The sequence below is a fragment of the Phaeobacter sp. JH20_02 genome, from assembly GCF_048056915.1.
GTDB classification, from domain to species: domain Bacteria; phylum Pseudomonadota; class Alphaproteobacteria; order Rhodobacterales; family Rhodobacteraceae; genus Phaeobacter; species Phaeobacter bryozoorum.
The window spans coordinates 190359-209433 of sequence record NZ_JAYMVP010000028.1; the positions used below are offsets into that span (position 1 = coordinate 190359).

The window sequence follows — 19075 nt, forward strand, 5'->3', positions numbered from 1 at the left end:
CCGGACCGACATTTCTGCACAGCAGCTTTGCACCGCTGCGGCTTGCCCTGCTGCCCTTGGGTCGCTAGAAAATAAACAACCGTTCAATTCATGACGACCCCGGCGGGTCAGATCCGGGCCGGGCCGCGTTCACATCAGGGAGGATATGCTGTGGATTTCGCATTGACCGAGGAACAGACCGCCATTTTCGATATGGCTTTCGCCTTTGGACAGGAGCATATCGCCCCCTTCGCCCGCCAGTGGGAGGCCGAAGGCACCATTCCGAAATCACTCTGGCCGCAGATCGGCGAGCTGGGGTTCGGCGCGCTTTATGTCTCCGAGGAAACCGGCGGCGCGGGGCTGTCCCGGCTGGATGCCACATTGGTCTTTGAGGCGCTGTCGATGGCCTGCCCGTCTGTTGCCGCCTTCCTGTCGATCCACAATATGTGCGCCAAGATGCTCGACAGCTTTGCCAGCGACGAGATGAAGGCCCGGATCATGCCCGACATCCTGTCGATGCAGACCGTGCTCAGCTACTGTCTGACCGAACCCGGCTCCGGCTCCGATGCCGCCGCCCTCAAAACCCGCGCCACCAAGACCAACGAGGGCTACACCCTCAACGGCACCAAGGCGTTCATCTCCGGTGGCGGCTACTCTGACGCCTATGTCTGCATGGTGCGCACCGGCGAAGACGGCCCCAAGGGGATCTCCACCGTCTATGTCGAAGATGGCACGGCGGGCCTCAGCTTTGGCGGGCTTGAGGAAAAAATGGGCTGGAAGAGCCAGCCCACCGCGCAGGTCCAGTTCGACGACTGCACGATCCCGGCCAATAACCTGGTCGGCGAAGAAGGCAGCGGCTTCAAATACGCGATGAAGGGTCTCGACGGCGGGCGCCTGAATATCGCCTCCTGCTCGCTCGGGGCTGCGCAGCAGGCGCTGACCATGACCCTGAAATACATGTCCGAACGCAAGGCCTTTGGCAAAACCATCGACCAGTTCCAAGGCCTGCAATTCCGCCTCGCCGATATGGAAATCGAATTGCAGGCGGCCCGTGTGTTCCTGCGTCAGGCGGCGTGGAAGCTGGATCAGGGCGCGCCGGATGCCTCCAAACACTGCGCGATGGCAAAGAAATTTGTCACCGAAGCAGGCTCCAAAGTGGTGGATCAATGTTTGCAGCTGCATGGCGGCTATGGCTATCTTGCCGATTACGGCATCGAAAAACTGGTGCGTGATCTGCGCGTCCACCAGATCCTGGAAGGCACCAATGAAATCATGCGGGTGATTACCGCGCGCCATCTGCTGGCGGAAAACCACTGAGGCTGACATGAGCGATATTGATATCCGCATCACCGGCCGCGCCGGGCGGATCACCCTGACCCGTGGCAAGGCGCTGAATGCGCTGAGTTATGACATGTGTCTGGTGGTCGATGCCGCCCTCAGGGCCTGGGCAACGGATGACGCAGTCGATCTGGTGGTCATGGACGCCGAGGGCGAAAAAGCCTTCTGCGCCGGCGGTGACATTGCCGAACTCTACCAGACCGGCACCAGTGGCGACTATGACTATGGTCGCCGGTTCTGGCGCGATGAATACCGTATGAACGCCCGGATCTTCGAATACCCCAAACCGGTGGTCAGCTTCCTTCAGGGGTTTGTCATGGGTGGCGGCGTCGGTCTTGGCTGCCACGGCACCCATCGCATTGTCGGCGACAGCACACGTATTGCCATGCCCGAGGTCGGCATCGGCCTCATCCCCGATGTGGGCGGCAGCCTGATGCTGGCTCTGGCGCCCGGTCGGCTTGGTGAATATCTGGGCCTCACCGGTGCGCGCATGACGGCGGCGGACGCGATCTACGCAGGCTTTGCCGACCATTACATTCCCGAGGCCAGCTGGCCTGCGCTGATTTCGGAGCTTGAGCAGACCGGCCGTGCCGAGAGTCTCGAAAGCAGCGCAGAGACCGCCCCCGAAGGGCAGCTGGCCGCGCTGCGTGCCGACATTGACCGCAGCTTTGGCGGCGAGGCGCTTGGCGATATCCTGACGGCGCTCAATCATGACGCCAGCAGCTTTGCCGAGGACACGCTGAAAACCCTCCGCCGCAATTCGCCGCTATCAATGGCCTGCACCGTCGAGCTGCTGCACCGGATGCGCCTTGGCAGCATGAGTATTCGCAAAGCGCTGGAACTGGAGTATCGCTTTACTCACCGCGCAATGGAAAAGGGCGATTTTCTGGAGGGCATCCGCGCCCAGATCATTGACAAGGACCGCCAGCCCAAATGGCAATATGCAGATCGTGAAGTGCCTGCTACCGCTGTCAGCCAGATGCTGATGCCACTGGCCCGCGACACGCTGCAGTTCGAGGAGGAGTAAGACATGAACATCGGATTTATCGGTCTCGGCAATATGGGGGGGCCAATGGCCGCCAATCTGGCCAAGGCAGGCCACACCGTCACCGGCTTTGACATGGCGGATGTCTCGATCGAGGGCGTCACCATGGCGGCCTCCGCCGCTGAGGCCGCGACCGGCGCAGAGGTAGTGATCACGATGCTGCCCAACGGCGAGATCCTGCGCTCGGTTGCCGATGACGTGATCCCCGCAATGGCGACCGGTGCTACATTGGTTGACTGCTCTACCGTCGACGTCGACAGCGCCCGCGCGGTCGCCGATCGTGCCGGGTCGGCCAATCTGATGTTTGTCGACGCCCCGGTTTCCGGCGGTATTGGTGGCGCATCGGCCGGCACGCTGACCTTCATGGCCGGTGGCAGCCAGGCCGCCTTCGACGCCGCCAAGCCGCTGTTTGACGTGATGGGACAAAAGGCTGTGCACTGCGGCGATGCCGGCGCCGGTCAGGCCGCCAAGATCTGTAACAACATGATCCTCGGCATCACCATGATCGGCACCTGCGAGGCTTTTGCCCTTGCCGACAAACTGGGTCTCGACCGTCAGAAGATGTTCGATGTGGTCTCCACCTCCTCTGGCTACAGCTGGTCGATGAACGCCTATTGCCCCGCGCCGGGGGTTGGCCCGCAATCACCTGCCGATAATGACTACCAGCCCGGTTTTGCCGCAGAGCTGATGCTGAAGGATCTGCGCCTGGCCCAGCAAGCCGCCCATAGTGCCGATGCCGACACGCCGATGGGGGCGCTGGCGCAGGCGCTTTATTCCATGTTTGTTGAGGAAGAAGGCGGCGCAGGCAAGGATTTCAGCGCCATGCTGCCGCGCTTCGCGGCCCGCAGCCGCCACGATTGAACCGACAGCTGAGCCTTTTTGTCTCCGCCAGATCCGGCCCCCCTTGACCTGACGCCTGCCTCAGGGTTCGTAAAAAACATCCAGACGCCGCACCCATTCCGGGCTGCGGCGTTTTTCTCTGATTTGGCGTTATTCACGCATTTTGATGCTGGCCCCCTTAGGCGCTTTACAAGCGGGGGAATTAAATAAAATGATCAACAGTTTGGCGGGAAAGCTTCGTTAACAGGCAATTAATTAACAGATCTTCACATTAGGAAATGTAAAATTATTATTTTTACGCAAGGCGACGCGTTAACTTTTTCCTAGACGCATGAATATTCATATGTCAACCTACGAATAGATCAGCCAAATATCTGATCCCCCCTGACGATGCGGCTAAAAACGGCCACTCTCTCTGGAAGCAATCCGGGCCCTATTTCGTTAATTGGCAGTAGGCCGATAGCGTATAGACATTAATACGGCAATTATCAGGAAAGGACCGACCTATATATAAGCGACACTTTGCGAATACGTAAGAAACGACACTGAACCCCCACCGGTATCGTCTATTTCGTCGCATTTACACAGGTTCGCTTGGCTTCTGAGAAGAAGACTTCCACGCCAATTGGATTAAACGATTTTGGTTTGCGGCATCTGCTGCCTGCGCCCCTCGTCCGCAGGCTCTCCCCCACCCCCCCGAAGGGTGCCGCGCCGTCCCAATCCAGCTCTGTGGAAAGCGCCGCTGACAGAATGTCGGCGGCGCTTCGTCTTTTTAGGCTTCGTCGTTTCAGGATACCGTTTCGCAGGACATTGGCAGGATCGGTTCAGCGCGACAGGGACTATGTCCCGCCATAGACTGACCGCCGCGCCTGGCGGATCACTCCGCCGCCAGGCTGCGCGCCTTCAGGATATCCTTCAGGTAGTGACCGGTATGGCTGCCCTCGGTGGCGGCAACCTCCTCGGGCGTGCCTGCGGCCACGATCTGACCGCCGCCGTCACCACCTTCAGGACCGATATCAATGATCCAGTCGGCGGTTTTGATCACATCTAGGTTATGCTCGATCACCACGACGGAATTGCCCTGATCGACCAGCTCATGCAGCACTTCCAGCAGCTTGCGTACATCCTCGAAATGCAGACCAGTGGTCGGCTCGTCCAGAATATAGAGCGTCCGCCCGGTTGAGCGTTTGGCAAGTTCCTTTGACAGCTTGACCCGCTGCGCCTCGCCGCCGGACAGGGTGGTCGCCTGCTGGCCCACCTTGATATAGCCAAGGCCGACCCGCATCAGCGCATCCATCTTGTCACGGATGGACGGCACCGCCTGGAAGAACTGCTGCGCATCCTCCACCGTCATATCCAGCACATCGGCAATCGACTTGCCCTTGAACTGGATCTCCAGCGTCTCACGGTTATAGCGTGCGCCCTTGCAGGTTTCGCATTCGACATAGACATCCGGCAGGAAGTGCATCTCGATCTTGATCACCCCGTCACCCTGACAGGCCTCGCAGCGACCGCCCTTCACGTTGAAGGAAAACCGACCCGGTTTGTAGCCGCGCGTCTTTGACTCCGGCAGCCCTGCAAACCATTCGCGGATCGGGGTAAAGGCACCGGTGTAGGTCGCCGGGTTTGACCGTGGCGTCCGGCCAATCGGGCGCTGGTCGATGTCGATCACCTTGTCCAGATGCTCCAGCCCCTTGATCGTCTCGCAGGGCGCCGGTGTCTGACGCGCGCCGTTCAATCGCATGGAGGCGGTCTTGAACAGCGTCTCAATCGTCAGCGTGGATTTGCCGCCGCCAGAGACGCCGGACACACAGAGGAATTTGCCCAGCGGAAACTCCGCCGTCACCTCTTTCAGGTTGTTGCCGGTGGCCTTCACCACTTTCACCGATTTGCCATTGCCCTTGCGCCGCTCGGCGGGGACCGCGATCTCACGCTTGCCGGACAGATATTGCCCGGTGATCGAGGCTTCATCGGCCGCGATCATCTCCGGCGTGCCATGGCTGACCACCTGGCCGCCATGCACCCCGGCACCCGGACCGATGTCAAAAACATAATCCGCCTCGCGGATCGCATCCTCGTCATGTTCGACAACAATCACCGTATTGCCCTGATCGCGCAGGTTTTTCAGCGTCTCCAGCAGCCGGTCATTGTCGCGCTGATGCAGCCCGATAGAAGGTTCATCCAGCACATAGAGAACGCCCGTCAGACCAGAGCCGATCTGCGACGCCAGACGGATCCGCTGGCTTTCGCCACCGGAGAGCGTGCCGGCATTGCGGCTGAGCGTCAGATATTCCAGACCGACATTGTTGAGGAACCCCAGACGTTCGCGGATCTCCTTCACGATGGCGCGGGCGATTTCCTGTTTCTGCGTCGACAGGTGGTTGGGCACATCCTCGATCCAGGCCAGCGCCTCGCGGATCGACATCTGCACCACCTGCCCCACATGCAGCCCGGCGATCTTGACCGCCAGCGCCTCTTCGCGCAGTCGGTAGCCTTCGCAGGTGCCACAGGGGCGGTTGTTCTGATAGCGTTCGAACTCCTCGCGGATCCAGCTGGAGTCGGTCTCGCGGTAGCGACGTTCCATATTGGGGATCACCCCCTCAAAAACCCGCGTCACCTCATAGACACGACCGCCCTCATCGTAGCGGAACTTGATTTCCTCATCGCCAGAACCGTGCAGAAACACCTGCTGCACCTTATTGGGCAGGTCCTTCCACTTGGTGTTCTTGTCGAACTGGTAATGTTTGGCGATAGCTTCGATGGTCTGCAGGAAATAGGGCGATTTGCCCTTGCGCCAGGGCGCCAGCGCGCCGTCATAGATCTTCAGGTTCTGATCCGGCACCACCAGCCGCTCGTCAAAAAACAGCTCAACCCCCAGACCGTCACATTCCGGGCAGGCCCCAAACGGCGCGTTAAAGGAAAACAGCCGTGGTTCGATCTCGGGAATGGTAAAACCGCTGACCGGGCAGGCAAAATTCTCGGAAAAAGTAATCCGCTCCGGCGTCGGCGCTTCTTCGCCCTCGGCCGCACGCGGGGCGGTTTCCAGAATGGCGATGCCATCAGCCAGATCCAGCGCGGTGCGCAGGCTGTCGGCCAGCCGGGTTTCCAGACCCTCACGGACCACCAGACGATCAACCACCACATCAATGTCATGGCGGAACTTCTTGTCCAATGTCGGCGGTTCATCCAGCTCGTAGAATTCGCCATCCACCTTCACGCGCTGGAAGCCCTGCTTGCGCAGCTCGAGGAACTCCTTGCGGTACTCCCCCTTGCGGTCCCGCACGATGGGCGCCAGCAGGAAACCACGGGTACCCTCCTCCAGCGTCATGATGCGATCGACCATATCCTGCACCTGCTGCGCCTCGATCGGCATTCCGGTGGCGGGCGAATAGGGCGTGCCCGCGCGGGCAAACAGCAGACGCAGATAATCGTAGATCTCGGTCACGGTCCCCACAGTCGAACGCGGGTTCTTCGAGGTGGTCTTCTGCTCAATGGAGATCGCAGGCGACAGGCCGCTGATGTGATCCACATCCGGCTTTTCCATCATGTCGAGGAACTGGCGCGCATAGGCCGACAGGCTCTCGACATAGCGGCGCTGGCCTTCGGCATAGATGGTATCAAACGCGAGGCTGGACTTGCCCGAGCCGGACAGGCCGGTGATCACCACCAGCTGATCGCGCGGGATATCCACGTCGATGTTTTTCAGGTTGTGCTCGCGCGCGCCGCGCACTTCGATCGATTTCAACTCAGCCATACTGCCCCCAGATTCAACGCCAGCCGCCCTTGCGACCGGTGTCCGACCCTACAGATAGGGACTGCGCGCCGAGTCTCCAATAGAAAAAAGAGAACAGAGGGCGAACGCCTTCAGATAGCTGCCCTTTGCGCCCGCCGCCGGGCCAGCATCACATGCACGGCCAAGCCGCCAAGGAACAGCAGCAGCGCCATCCCCATCATCCCGTGGTATCCGCCAAGCGCAACAGCCGCCACCATCAGCGGCGTGCCAATGGCATTGCCCATATTGCCGGCCTGGCTCATCGCGCCATTGGATTGCGCCTGTTCTGCCGCCTCAGCATTCAGCTGCGGCACCGAGGCAAAGCTGGCCCCCTGCACCAACCCAAAGGCCACCGCCAGCGCCATGCAGGCCAGCGGCAGCCCCGGCATCAGCAGCAGCCAGACCGCGCCACCAGCGGCCAGCAGGAACCCCGCCTGCACCACCCGCACCGCCGCCACCCGGCGCAGCAACCAGACCCCGAGTGTCATCGAGGTGGCAATGCTGACCAGCGGCATGGCGCTGACCACGCCGACCCGTACGTCCGCATCCAGATGCGGCGGCAGGACCGTCAGCAGCGCCACGAAACAGGTGGTATAGAACAGCCAGCCCGCCGCCGGGGCCACTTTGGCCGGAGAGCGGTAGATCTCAAGATGCAGGCCAGGCAGCTCCGCCAGCTTGGGCAGCGGCAGACGCGGCGGCACCTGCACCGATTTCAGCACCCGCCCCAGCACCAGCGCCAGCACCGCCATCACCAGCGCATGGGCGCCAAACAGCGACAACAGGCCGAACCCGGCAACCAGCGGCAGGCCGAACCAGACCAGCAGCGCAAAGGACACGCCAAAGAAGGTGCTCCAGATCGACAGCGCCGTGCCACGGTGGCGCGGGCTACAGATCTGCGGGATCAGTGTTGGGGCTGCCACCACGATCCCCAGATGCGACAGACCTTCGATCAGCCGTGTTGCCAGAAACAGACCATAAGGCAGATGCAGCGCCTGAAGCGCCGACATCGCCGCCCCGATCCACAGCGCCCAGACAAGGCTGCGGCGATAGCCGAAGGAGGCGACAAACCCGCCCGCAACCACGCCCAGCAGAATGCCCAGCACCCCGACCATGGTCACCGTCAGGCTCAGCGATGACCCCGCAGCCGGATACAGCAGCCCCAGCTGATCAAAAATGATCGCGATCTTGCCGTATTGCGCCGCCGCCCCCAGGCCGGCGACCCAGATGATCATCACCACGCCCCAGCGGGTCTGCGGTTCCTGGAGGTGGGGGGTGTTCATGGGGCTGCCCTCATTGCAATTGCGCCTGGCGCTTGGAATCCGCCAAAACCGGTCGAAGCGCATGGCATAGCGCGCCCCACTGCAAAGCACCAGCCGAGCGATACATCAAACACGACCCCCCGGACGCAGAAACGCCCGAAGCATGGCCTCGGGCGTTTCTGTCATCTCAATCAATCAGGCCAAAAGACCAGATTACATATGGATCACCCGATCAAAGGCATCGAGCACGCTCTCATGCATCATCTCGCTCAGCGTCGGATGCGGGAAGACGGTGTTCATCAGGTCTTCTTCGGTGGTCTCGAGCTGGCGACCCACCACATAGCCCTGGATCATCTCGGTCACCTCGGCGCCAACCATATGGGCCCCCAGCAACTCGCCAGTCTTGGCGTCAAAGATGGTCTTCACCATGCCCTCGGCCTCCCCCAGCGCAATCGCCTTGCCGTTGCCGATGAAGGGGAAGCGGCCGACCTTGATGTCATAGCCCAGCTCCTTAGCTTTCGCTTCGGTATAGCCAACTGAGGCGACCTGCGGCTGGCAGTAGGTGCAGCCTGCAATGCTTTCCGGCTTCACCGGATGCGCGTGCTTGCCCGCGATCAGCTCGGCCACCATGACGCCCTCATGCGACGCCTTATGCGCCAGCCAGGGCGCCCCTGCGATATCGCCGATGGCATAAAGGCCATCGACACCGGTGCGGCAGTATTCATCGGTCACGACATGGGTCCGGTCGACCTTGACGCCCAGACCTTCCAGCCCCAGCCCCTCGACATTGCCGACGATGCCCACGGCGGAAATCACGGTGTCAAACTCCTGTTTCTCCACCTTGCCGCCGACCTCAATATGGGCGGTGACTTTGCCCTTGCCGCGGTCCAGCTGCTTGACCATGGCTTTCTCCATGATCTTCATGCCCTGTTTGACAAAGGCCTTCTTGGCAAAGGCGGAGATTTCCGCGTCCTCGACCGGCAGCACCCTGTCCATCACCTCAACAACCGTGGTGTCAGCGCCCAGCGTGTTGTAGAAGCTGGCAAATTCAATGCCGATGGCGCCGGAGCCGATGACCAGCAGCTTCTTCGGCATCCGCACCGGTTGCAGCGCGTGTTTGTAGGTCCAGACCAGATCGCCGTCCGCTTCCAGCCCCGGCAGCTCGCGCGCACGGGCGCCAGTTGCCAGCACGATATTCTTCGCCGCCAGTTCCTGCGTGCCCTTTTCGGTTTTCACCGACACTTTGCCCTTGGCCGGGATCGTCGCCTCGCCCATTACCACGGCAATCTTGTTCTTCTTCATCAGATGGCCAATGCCGCTGGACAGCTGCTTGGCCACCCCGCGCGAACGTTTCACCACAGCGTCCAGATCATAGCCGATGTTGTCTGCCTTCAGGCCGAAATCCTTGGCCCGCTCCATCAGGTGGAACACTTCCGACGAGCGCAGCAGCGCCTTGGTCGGGATGCAGCCCCAGTTCAGGCAGATGCCACCCATATGTTCACGTTCGACAATGCAGGTCTTCAACCCCAGCTGGGCGGCACGGATGGCGGCAACATAGCCCCCCGGCCCTGCGCCGATTACGATCACGTCATAGGTTTCTGCGGCCATGGTGGTTCCTCGCCATACTGGATCAAAAACTAGTTCACCGTTAAACTATTTCTCACGGCACTGCAATCACACTATGCAACCGCATAGGAGCCATGCAAGAAACAGCGACGCCGCACCCCGTTCCTTGGGGCGCGGCGCAAAAACAGTGTCAGGGCAGGATGCGTTTCAGGCAAGCCCGAAAGGCAGCCGCCTCAGCCTGCGGCCTGAAGACTGCGCATGGTGCTGCCATAGCCACCGGCCATGACGTAATCCATTTCCGGCGCGGTGCTGCTGCGCGCCAGCGCCTCGTTCCGATAGGGGAAACGGCCGAACTGGCGGATCACCTCGCGGTGGGCGCGCGCATGCAGCAGATTGGATGCACCGTTCATGGGCATCCGCTCCAGCATCAGCCGCACGCAGCGTTCCTGATCGCACAGGTTCTCCGAATGCATCAGCGGCAGGTAGAAAAACTGCCGCTGCGGTTCGTCGATCTTCATGTCCCAGGACTTGCTGATCGCACATTTCGCCGCCGCCAGTGCCAATGTATCCGACGAGAAGGCCTGCGCCTGCCCCCGGAACATGTTGCGCGGAAACTGATCGGTCAGGATGATATAGGCCAGAACCCCCTGCGGGCTGCTGCGCCAATGGTCGCATTTGCCGGCACAGGCCGCCTCCCATGTTGGCTGAAACCGGCGCCGGATCTCCTCATCCAGCGCGTCATCCTGCATGTACCACCCCTTCTCTCCCGTGCTTACAAGCCAGAAGTCCAGGATCTCCTCGGGACCTGTCATAGGTCTGCCTCCACATAGATACCGTTCTGAAATTCAGACTTTTTTGCAGAGATTTTACAAGGGCAAGCCCGTCACGATTTGCGTCATACACGACAGTTTCGTGAAAAACTTGCCACAGTTCCCGTGAGTTAGCGCAATCAGCTCGCTTCGGCGGCGGCTTCTTGCTCCTCGATGTCCGCCTCGATGGCATATTCCTGGGCGAACTCAACCGCAACAGGAGAGGCCGTCGGCGACATCGCAGACATGATCCCGGTCTCTTCGGTGGGAATCGCCGGGCGCTGGGTTGTGCGATAGGCAGCATAGACCGCCAGCATCAGCAGCAGCAGCGCGGTAAACAGGAAGAACCCCGGCGCACCAAAGACCTCATCCCCCATCAGCCAGCCGGTGATCAGCGGCCCGGCGACAGCACCCAGCCCGTTGATGAACACCAGCCCACCCGAGGCCGCCGCCATGTCGTCATAGTCGAGATAATCGTTGGTATGGGCAATCAGCAGCGAATAAAGCGGGTTGGTCATGCCCCCGATCAGGAAGGCCGCAATCAGCAGGAAACGGAAATCAGCCCCCAGGATCATCGCCCCGATCGCAGCACCGCCGGCAACCGCCGCGCCAAACAGGATCAGGATCCGCCGATCCATCCGGTCTGACATCCACCCCAGCGGGTATTGCATCAGCACAGCCCCCACATAGAAGGTCGCAACGAAGATCGAAATCTGCGTCAGGCTCAGCCCGGCCGCAGCGCCATAGACCGCGCTCATGCCAAATTGCGCCGAGAACACGCCCCCCAGCAGGAACATGCCCACGCAGCCCAGCGGCGAGGCATCCATCAACTGGCGCAGGGTCATCGGCTTGGTCCGGTCAAAGGCCGGGGTCGGCGAGATCGACAGCAGAATGGGGGCAAAGGAGACCGAAACCACCACCGAGGCGATGACAAAGGTCTCATAGCCCGAGGGATCGCCGACCAGCAACAGCGCCTGCGCGCTGACGATGCCGATCATCTGCACGATCATATAGAGCGACAGCGCCTTGCCCCGGTTGGCATTGTCAGAGGCATTGTTGAGCCAGCTTTCGGCGGTGACATACACGCCGGAGAAACAGAAACCGATCAGCACCCGGCCCAGCATCCAGGCCACCGGGTTGGTGATTGCCGGATAAAGGATCATCACCGCCGAGATGAACGAGGCCAGCGCCGCAAAGACCCGCACATGGCCGACCCGCCGGATCATCTCCGGCGCCAGACGCGATCCGCCCAGAAAGCCGACAAAATAAGCCGACATGACAAAGGACATCTCGAGGGTAGAAAACCCCTCGATCTCACCCCGAACGCCCAGCAGGGTCCCCTGAAGACCGTTGCCGACCATCAGCATACCCATACCCAAAAGCAGCGCCCATGCGCTCGACAGCACCTGCCACATTGCCCGTCTCTCCTACTTCGCTTGTCCGTACCAGAGCGCGCCGAACGGGCTCTGGGCCCGCTCCGGGGTCCTGGTGAATTGGTCACGGGCATCGCAATCGCCCGGCGCCGTTATGAACAGGGTCTTATGGCAGCTTCATGACCAAGAGACCCCAAAAACCGGGTGTGCCCATCGCAAACCCGGTGACAATTGGATCCGGCAGGACCATAGCCCAGACCAGTTAAAAATGCTTCTCGCTGAAATTATCCCTCAGGTCTGCGACATCTCCGCCACCGGCGGTATCAAAAGCGACGCATCGCCATAGGAAAAGAAGCGGTAGTTTTCTGCCAGCGCATGGTCATAAATCGCCCGGATCCGGTCCTGCCCCATCAGCGCCGAGACCAGCATCAACAGCGTCGATTTCGGCAGGTGGAAATTGGTCATCAGCGCATCCGCCACATGGAAGGTGAAACCGGGATAGATGAAGATGTCGGTATCGCCTTCCCAGGGCTCGATTGCACCGCTCTGCCCGGCGCTTTCGATCAGCCGCAGCGCCGTGGTGCCAACCGGGATCACCCGGCCACCTGCGGCCTTGGTTGCGGCAATCTCGGCGGCGGCCTCGGCGCTGACGCGGCCCCATTCGGCGTGCATCCGGTGGGTGGTCACATCCTCGACCTTGACCGGCAGGAAGGTGCCTGCCCCCACATGCAGGGTCACATAGCTGATCTCGACCCCCATGGCCTTCAGCTCTGCCAGCAGCGCCTCGTCGAAATGCAACGAGGCTGTCGGCGCCGCCACCGCGCCGGAATTGCGCGCCCAGACGGTCTGGTAATCGGCCTTGTCCTGCTCATCCGCTGGCCGCTTGGCCGCGATATAAGGCGGCAGCGGCATCGCCCCCGCCTCGGCCAGAGCCGCATCGAAATCGGTGCCACTCAGATTGAACGTCAGGTAGCCCTGCCCGTCCTCGACCCGCTCCAATGTCGCGCTCAGCGCCTCGGAGAACACGATCTCCTCGCCCGGTTTGACCTTCTTCAGCGGCTTCAGCAGCGCCGCCCAGCTGCCATCGGCGCCGGGATCCAGCAGCGTGACCTCCACCTTGGCGGCCATCGGCCCCTGTGCGGTGTCGCGGTGGCGCAGCCCGCTCAGCCGCGCGGGAATCACCTTGGTGTCATTCAGCACCAGCCGGTCACCGGGGCGCAGCCACTGGCCCAGATTGGCAACACGCGCGTCGCAGATGCTATCGCCCTCGGCCACCAGCAGCCGCGCGGAACTGCGCGGCACTGCCGGACGGGTGGCAATGCGGTCATCGGGGAGGTCGAAGTCAAAATCACTGAGTTTCATAGGCTGCGATATAGGCTGTTGCGCGGCCCTTGGCCAATAGGTTTTGCACCTTTGTCCGCGATCGGCACACCGCCCATGGATCGCCTTGGAATGGCCCATGGATGGTCCGATGGCAGCGGGTCGCCCTAGCGGTCTTCGCCCGGCGAAACCGAATAGCTCGGCCTGTCGCGTTCGGCGCGTGGCACGGCGGGGGCTGGCGGCTCCTCCCCTGGCAGCCGCGGCGCCGGTCCGCGAAACAGCTCGCGGAACATCCCCGGCGCCAGCCCCGACAGCGGGTTCACCTGCACCTGAGGATCATCCGCCGTGCCCTTCAGCGTAAAGGCAAAGCCGATCAGCCCCTCACCCTTGCGGGTAAAGACGCGGCCGATGGCGTTGAGCAGATAAATCGGCGAGACCACCCCGCGCATGTTCAGCACGCTGCGCTCCAGATCGTAATTGCCGTCCATCGACAGGCCGATCGACGGCCCCACCGCGCTGCTTTCATGGACAATCAGATGGGTCGCCCCCAGCCTGAACCTCGCCTCCACCGTGGTGAACAGAATGCCCTGCCCGGCCAGCGCGTCGATCAGCCCGACAACGCTGACCGCATTCAGCAGCGCCGCCATTGCGGGGGCGTCCTTGATCCGCGTGTTCTTGACCTCGATCTGGCCGTCATATTCGCCGGGGGCGCCGGGGGCCGGCACCAGCGACATGTCGAATGTCCCGCCAGAGCCATGGCGCAGCACCCCCGCCGCGCGGAACACCCCGCCGGCATCCTGAGACTGGATCCGGGTGGCAAAGCCGCCATCCTTGGGCACCACCACGCCGCTGACCCCGGTCTGCCCGTTCAGCGCCGCGGTGAAGTTGCCGTTGAGACCGCCAGTGGTGGAAAACCGCCCGGCAAAACCGGTGAGCGCGATACTGTCGGTGACCTGCATCCGGTCCAGTTGCAGGCTGATCGGCCCGGTGCCGCCAGAGGCACCACCGCTGCTGCCACTGCCGCCGGAACCATCGGGCATCTGCCGCAGATCCAGCACCCCGTTCAGCACATTGATGGCCGGCGACCGCGCGCCGCGCCCCACCAGATCGACAGCGCCCCGGAACCAGCCCTGCAAGTCGACGCGGTCAAACCGCGCCCGGCGCAGACCACCGCCCGGCTCCAGCGTGATGGCACCGGCCGCCCGCAGCCCCGCCGCCTCCAGCGACAGCGCCTGCACATCCGGCGTCTCCCCAAGGGTCGCGCTGAGTTTCAGCTGGCCGGTGCCTGCCTCGCTCAGCCGCCAACTCAGCGCCGGAATGCGCAGCCCCAGCCCCGCAAGATCGCTTTCCAGGGTCAGCCGCGGCGCCTGCCCCTTGTCGATCACCACCTCATAACGGCCTTCGCCGCGTCCGAATACCGATCCCGCAGGCAGGCCGATATCAAACGTATCAATCGTGTTCTGCGACAGTTCGATGGTGCCGCTGACCCGCACCGGCGCGGCCCCGCCCGCAGCCGCAACCGCCCGCTCCGCCGCCGGTCCCACCGCCTGCCGCCAGATCAGGCTGCCCGGCACCCCGGAAAGCGCGCCGCCGCCCTCGATCTGCACATGGTCCTGATTGCCGCTCAGGCTCAGGGCCTTCGCCGCCACGCGCTGACCCGGCACCAGCACATCGCTGCTGACATCACGCAGGCGCCCCCGGTAGTGATAGGTGATCTCCTCGGGCGTGACACCCTTGCGCAGGGGCACCGCCAGCGTGCCGCTGATCGCAACCTGCCCCGTCGCCAGATCCACCGGCAACCCGGCCTTGTCCATCACCGACAGCGGCGGACGGTTGAGCAGCGACAGCGCCGCCGTCACCGGGCCTGTGGCCTCGATCCGGGCAATCCCCGGCGCGCCGTCCTTCACCGAAGTGTCAGGAATGATGAACGACGTACCCGCCGCATCCACGCGCCCGCCCTGATCCGCCGTCACCCAGCCCTTTGTCGCCATCACCACCAGACGGTTGCCATAAAGGCTGAACTGCCCGGCCGCATCGCGCAGCGGCGGCAGCGTCTTCTGAAACCGGACCGCCGCCTCCTCGAATGCCAGATCCAGATAGACAAACGGCTTTGCCGTGCCCTGGCCACGCAGCGCGAAATTCACATCGCGCGCATAGCCTGCCAGCAGGTTCTCGCGCACCCATTCGCGCGGCTTTGGCGGGGCTGCGGCAGGCCAGACCTCTTTCAGCCGCTCGGCGGTCATCCGGTTGGCGCGTCCGTTCAGCGCGTAATCCCAGCCGGTCTGCCCCGCCGAAATCTCGCCATCCAGCAGGATCCGCGTCTCACCGTCACGCACCAGCATCTCGCCCAGACGCAGCCGAAACGGCGCCATCTCCAGCTTGAAATCCGCCGTCACCCCCGCCAGATCCAGCGGCGCCTCATAGAGTTTCGCCGGATTGAGGCTCAGGTCCTGAAACCGCAGCTGCCCCACCAGATCGGTGAGCTGGCCGTTCTCCACCCCGATCAGCCGCGCCCGCCCCTCCATCGAGCCGGAGCCCCAGCCGCTGTTCACCGACAGCTCGTTGAACTGCAGCTCCTGCCGCGCGGGCAGATAGGTGAAATAGCTCTGCGCGCCGGTGATCGGCACCGGGCGGGTGGCGGCGGTGGGCTGGATCACCCCCTCGCCAATCTGCAAGCTGGCAGAGACCGGCAACAAGGCACCCTCGCTGCTGATGGCACCGCGCAGAGAGCCCGAAATCGGCGCGTCCAGAACATCCAGCCAGCCGAGCGCGGCGCTCTGGGCTGCGATATCCTTGCTCGCCACCGAATTGACCAGGACACCGAAATCCGCCGCCTTGTCGCCAATGGCTGACCTGTAATTCGCCTCGACCGTGCCGACATAATCGCGCCCGCTCAGCAGCGAGAACCCGGCGGCCAGCTCAATCTCCTGTCCGCTGCGGCCCATGCGGATGCTGCCGCCATCCAGCGTCCAGACCCGACCCAGCCGCGCGTCCTCATAGCGTAGGGTCAGCGCCTCGGTCTCCACCGCAACCAGCGCCGACAGCACCGGCAGTTCCAGCTGCCGGTCCCATTGTTCGATTAGCGCAGGCAGGGTGGCGGCCTGCCGCAGCGGCGCCTCCCCCTCGGCCAAACTCAGCGCCAGACCGCCGCTGTTGTCGCGCCGCAGCGTGCCGTAAAGACCGCTCAGCATGATCGTCTTGGGTCGGATCTGCCCGCGCAGCAGCGGCCGCATCGCCAGCGAGGCCTGCGCGTCCGCCAGCCGCGCCACCCGCGCGCCGGTCTCATCGCGCAGGGTCACATCGCGCAGGCTGACACGGGGCCGCCAGCCCCGGTTCACCACCAGATGAATGGCACCGAATTCAATGCTCAGACCGCCGAGGTGCTGCTCGATCCGCCGCTCCACCCGGTCGCGCAGCCAGTCCGGCGCATCTATGCGCGTACCCAGCCCGAGAAAGACAACCCCGCTTGCCAGCAGCGCTAGCAGCACGGCGGTGATGGTCGCACTGCGCAGCATCCGCCGCAGCAGTCGACGTTGGGGCCGCGCGCGCTCCGTCGCCGCGGGCGGCAGATCAGCCCCTGCCGCCGCAGGAATGCCCAGATCCCCGGCCGAAATCCCGTCCGACGCACGAGGCCCCGGCACCGGCACCGCCTGTTCCACCGGTTCTGCCGGTGGCGCCTCATCGGGGCCCAGATAGACAACCCCCTCCGGCGGCGGCACGGCGCGCGCAACAGCCACATCCTCATCCGCCGCAACCCCATCGGGTGCAGCCTCCTGCGGGGCCTGCGCCGACACAGAGGAAGATGGCTCCCGCTCGGGATCCACCGCTATGGGTGAGACCGGTTTAATCCTTGCTTTCCCTTTGCCCGTGATGGCCTAACTATGGCACGCAAACCCTGCGAAACCGTTTTGGAGACCTTAACTTATGCTCGCCCCCTCAGACCCAGCGCCCTCCTTTAACCTGCCCCGCGACGGCGGTGGCACCGTGACGTTGGAGGAGCTGCGCGGCAAGGCCGTTGTCCTGTTTTTCTACCCCCGCGATGATACCCCGGGCTGCACCAAGGAATCCATCGGATTTTCCGAGCACCTGCAGGCCTTTGCCGATGCCGGAACCGTGGTCTATGGCATCTCCAAGGATCCGGTTGCCAAACACGACAAATTTGTCGCCAAACACGGGCTGACCACGCCGCTTCTGTCCGACGCCGACGGCACCACCTGCGAGGATTATGGCGTCTGGAAAGAAAAGAACATGTACGGCAAGAAACACTGGGGGATCGAACGCTCGACCTTCCTCATCGACGCCGAGGGCAATATCGCCCGGATCTGGCGCAAGGTGAAGGTTGACGGCCATGTCGCCGAGGTGCTGGAGGCGGCGCAGGCGCTCTGAACGCGGCCCCATCCCGCCAGCCATTCCGCCCACCGTGCCGGCCGCCCCGCTGATCCAGATCGGCCTGACGCGGGGCCGCCTATCGGGTTGCGCGCCACAGCCGCCGGTGGCAGGGAGGGACAAGAGCAGCCCACCGCCAGTAACGGACCCGCCCAGATGACCAGCGACGCCCCGCAGACCGCAGCCGAGACCACCGCCCCGCTCACCCTTGCGCAGATGGCGCAGCAGGTGCTGACCACCGCAGACGGGCGCGAGAAAACCGCGCTGTCGCGTCGCCACGCCGCGCACTGGTTTGCCTCGCGCGCCGGTGATGCGGATAAGATCGAGATCGGCACCGCCAACCCGCCGCTGCACCCGGCCCGCCCCGAGCGCCCGGAGCTGCTGAACCCCCGCGATGTGCCGCGCCGCCGCCCCGGATCAGAGGCCGGCCGCAAGGCGCTGCTACATGCGGTAGCCCATATCGAACTGAATGCGGTGGATCTGCACTGGGACATCATCGCCCGCTTTTCTCATGTGCCGATGCCGCTTGGCTTCTTTGACGACTGGGTCAAGGCGGCAGATGAAGAATCGAAACATTTCAATCTGATGTGTGATTGTCTTGAGGCACTGGGCAGCCATTACGGAGATCTTCCGGCCCATGCCGGCATGTGGCGCGCCGCCGAGGACACCGCCGAGGATCTGATGGGCCGGCTCGCTGTCGTGCCGATGGTGCTTGAGGCGCGCGGCCTGGATGTGACCCCCGGCATGATCGAGATTTTTCGCAAGGCCAAGCTCACCCAGGCGGTTGACGCACTGGAGGTGATCTACGCCGAAGAGGTCAGCCATGTGGCCTATGGATCGAAATGGTTCCATTTCCTCTGCGGGCGCGACAATCTGGACCCGAAAGAGGTCTTTCACGATCTCGTCGGTCGATATTTCCATGGCCATCTGAAACCGCCCTTCAACGAGGAAAAGCGTGCCGAGGCCGGCATCCCGCCAGATTTCTACTGGCCGCTCACCGAAGATATCCCGATGAAGCCCCCGGCCCTGCGCTAGGCCACCCACAGCCGCAACAGGCGCGGGGCGCGACGCCATCGGCTCCGCGAAGTGGCCAATAGCGCGCTCCCAGCGGCCTGCGCAGGACGCCGCAGACGGTCCAGCAACCTGACCTGAACACCCCTCCGATCCGGTAAGCCTGCCCCATGTCGGCAGGCCGACCGCCGCAGCCCCATTACCGGCCTCACACCAAGGATCGGGCGGCTATCGGCGATTTTTCGCTCATTCACCCGCTGATCTTCGTCCTGCCGCGCGGTTTCCGCGCCCTCCCGCCGAACACCGGGCCAACAGGCTTGCCCAAATTCCTCCGGCTGGCTATTCCCTTTCGCCATGGCGCGTATCTGCGCGTCCAG

Annotated in this window: 12 protein-coding genes; 5 read left to right on the forward strand and 7 right to left on the reverse strand. The window is 63.1% G+C overall.

Annotated elements, in window-relative coordinates:
- Positions 1-150 precede the first annotated feature (150 nt).
- The 3 genes from VWY34_RS14915 to mmsB are packed head-to-tail and all read left to right on the forward strand — an operon-like array spanning position 151 to position 3223.
- Positions 151-1296 carry an acyl-CoA dehydrogenase family protein gene (locus VWY34_RS14915; RefSeq protein WP_416545964.1) on the forward strand — a complete coding sequence of 382 codons (1146 nt, stop codon included), beginning with the start codon at positions 151-153 and terminating at the stop codon, positions 1294-1296.
- 7 nt (positions 1297-1303) lie between these two features.
- Positions 1304-2344: an enoyl-CoA hydratase/isomerase family protein gene (locus tag VWY34_RS14920; RefSeq protein WP_416545966.1), complete on the forward strand. Its 1041-nt coding sequence runs from the start codon at positions 1304-1306 to the stop codon at positions 2342-2344.
- A gap of 3 nt (positions 2345-2347) precedes the next feature.
- On the forward strand, positions 2348-3223 hold the full coding sequence (gene mmsB, locus VWY34_RS14925) for a 3-hydroxyisobutyrate dehydrogenase (protein WP_416545968.1): 876 nt from the start codon (positions 2348-2350) through the stop codon (positions 3221-3223).
- A gap of 856 nt (positions 3224-4079) precedes the next feature.
- Here mmsB and uvrA read toward each other — a convergent pair.
- The 7 genes from uvrA to VWY34_RS14960 all read right to left on the reverse strand — a co-directional run bounded on the left by uvrA (position 4080) and on the right by VWY34_RS14960 (position 17125).
- Positions 4080-6956 carry an excinuclease ABC subunit UvrA gene (gene uvrA / locus VWY34_RS14930; protein ID WP_340545735.1) on the reverse strand — a complete coding sequence of 959 codons (2877 nt, stop codon included), beginning with the start codon at positions 6954-6956 and terminating at the stop codon, positions 4080-4082.
- Between the two features lie 110 nt (positions 6957-7066).
- The gene (locus tag VWY34_RS14935) at positions 7067-8317 is read right to left on the reverse strand and encodes an MFS transporter (RefSeq protein ID WP_416545970.1); all 1251 of its coding nucleotides are present in this window, start codon (positions 8315-8317) and stop codon (positions 7067-7069) included.
- Positions 8318-8446: 129 nt separating this feature from the next.
- Positions 8447-9841 carry a dihydrolipoyl dehydrogenase gene (gene lpdA, locus VWY34_RS14940; RefSeq protein WP_340545737.1) on the reverse strand — a complete coding sequence of 465 codons (1395 nt, stop codon included), beginning with the start codon at positions 9839-9841 and terminating at the stop codon, positions 8447-8449.
- 191 nt (positions 9842-10032) lie between these two features.
- Positions 10033-10611, reverse strand: a complete 579-nt coding sequence (locus tag VWY34_RS14945) for a DUF924 family protein (protein ID WP_416545972.1) — start codon at positions 10609-10611, stop codon at positions 10033-10035.
- A gap of 137 nt (positions 10612-10748) precedes the next feature.
- Positions 10749-12023: an MFS transporter gene (locus tag VWY34_RS14950; RefSeq protein ID WP_340545739.1), complete on the reverse strand. Its 1275-nt coding sequence runs from the start codon at positions 12021-12023 to the stop codon at positions 10749-10751.
- Positions 12024-12272: 249 nt separating this feature from the next.
- Positions 12273-13343, reverse strand: a complete 1071-nt coding sequence (gene queA, locus VWY34_RS14955; RefSeq protein ID WP_416545974.1) for a tRNA preQ1(34) S-adenosylmethionine ribosyltransferase-isomerase QueA — start codon at positions 13341-13343, stop codon at positions 12273-12275.
- A 125-nt stretch (positions 13344-13468) separates the two neighbouring features.
- Positions 13469-17125, reverse strand: coding sequence for a DUF3971 domain-containing protein (locus tag VWY34_RS14960; RefSeq protein ID WP_416545976.1), 3657 nt, complete (start codon positions 17123-17125; stop codon positions 13469-13471).
- A gap of 100 nt (positions 17126-17225) precedes the next feature.
- On the opposite strand from VWY34_RS14960, the gene VWY34_RS14965 reads away from it, so the two are divergent.
- Entirely contained in the window at positions 17226-17687 is a 462-nt protein-coding gene (locus VWY34_RS14965) for a peroxiredoxin (RefSeq protein WP_340545742.1), read from the forward strand.
- A gap of 156 nt (positions 17688-17843) precedes the next feature.
- Positions 17844-18722, forward strand: a complete 879-nt coding sequence (locus VWY34_RS14970; RefSeq protein ID WP_416545978.1) for a ferritin-like domain-containing protein — start codon at positions 17844-17846, stop codon at positions 18720-18722.
- Positions 18723-19075 lie beyond the last annotated feature (353 nt).

Excerpts from the sequence above, each read along its gene's own strand:
- VWY34_RS14920 (WP_416545966.1), top strand. The coding sequence starts at position 1,304 with ATGAGCGATATTGATATCCGCATCACCGGCCGCGCCGGGCGGATCACC.
- mmsB (WP_416545968.1), top strand. The coding sequence starts at position 2,348 with ATGAACATCGGATTTATCGGTCTCGGCAATATGGGGGGGCCAATGGCC.
- uvrA (WP_340545735.1), bottom strand. The coding sequence starts at position 6,956 with ATGGCTGAGTTGAAATCGATCGAAGTGCGCGGCGCGCGCGAGCACAAC.
- VWY34_RS14935 (WP_416545970.1), bottom strand. The coding sequence starts at position 8,317 with ATGCGCTTCGACCGGTTTTGGCGGATTCCAAGCGCCAGGCGCAATTGC.
- lpdA (WP_340545737.1), bottom strand. The coding sequence starts at position 9,841 with ATGGCCGCAGAAACCTATGACGTGATCGTAATCGGCGCAGGGCCGGGG.
- VWY34_RS14945 (WP_416545972.1), bottom strand. The coding sequence starts at position 10,611 with ATGACAGGTCCCGAGGAGATCCTGGACTTCTGGCTTGTAAGCACGGGA.
- VWY34_RS14950 (WP_340545739.1), bottom strand. The coding sequence starts at position 12,023 with ATGTGGCAGGTGCTGTCGAGCGCATGGGCGCTGCTTTTGGGTATGGGT.
- queA (WP_416545974.1), bottom strand. The coding sequence starts at position 13,343 with ATGAAACTCAGTGATTTTGACTTCGACCTCCCCGATGACCGCATTGCC.
- VWY34_RS14965 (WP_340545742.1), top strand. The coding sequence starts at position 17,226 with ATGCTCGCCCCCTCAGACCCAGCGCCCTCCTTTAACCTGCCCCGCGAC.
- VWY34_RS14970 (WP_416545978.1), top strand. The coding sequence starts at position 17,844 with ATGACCAGCGACGCCCCGCAGACCGCAGCCGAGACCACCGCCCCGCTC.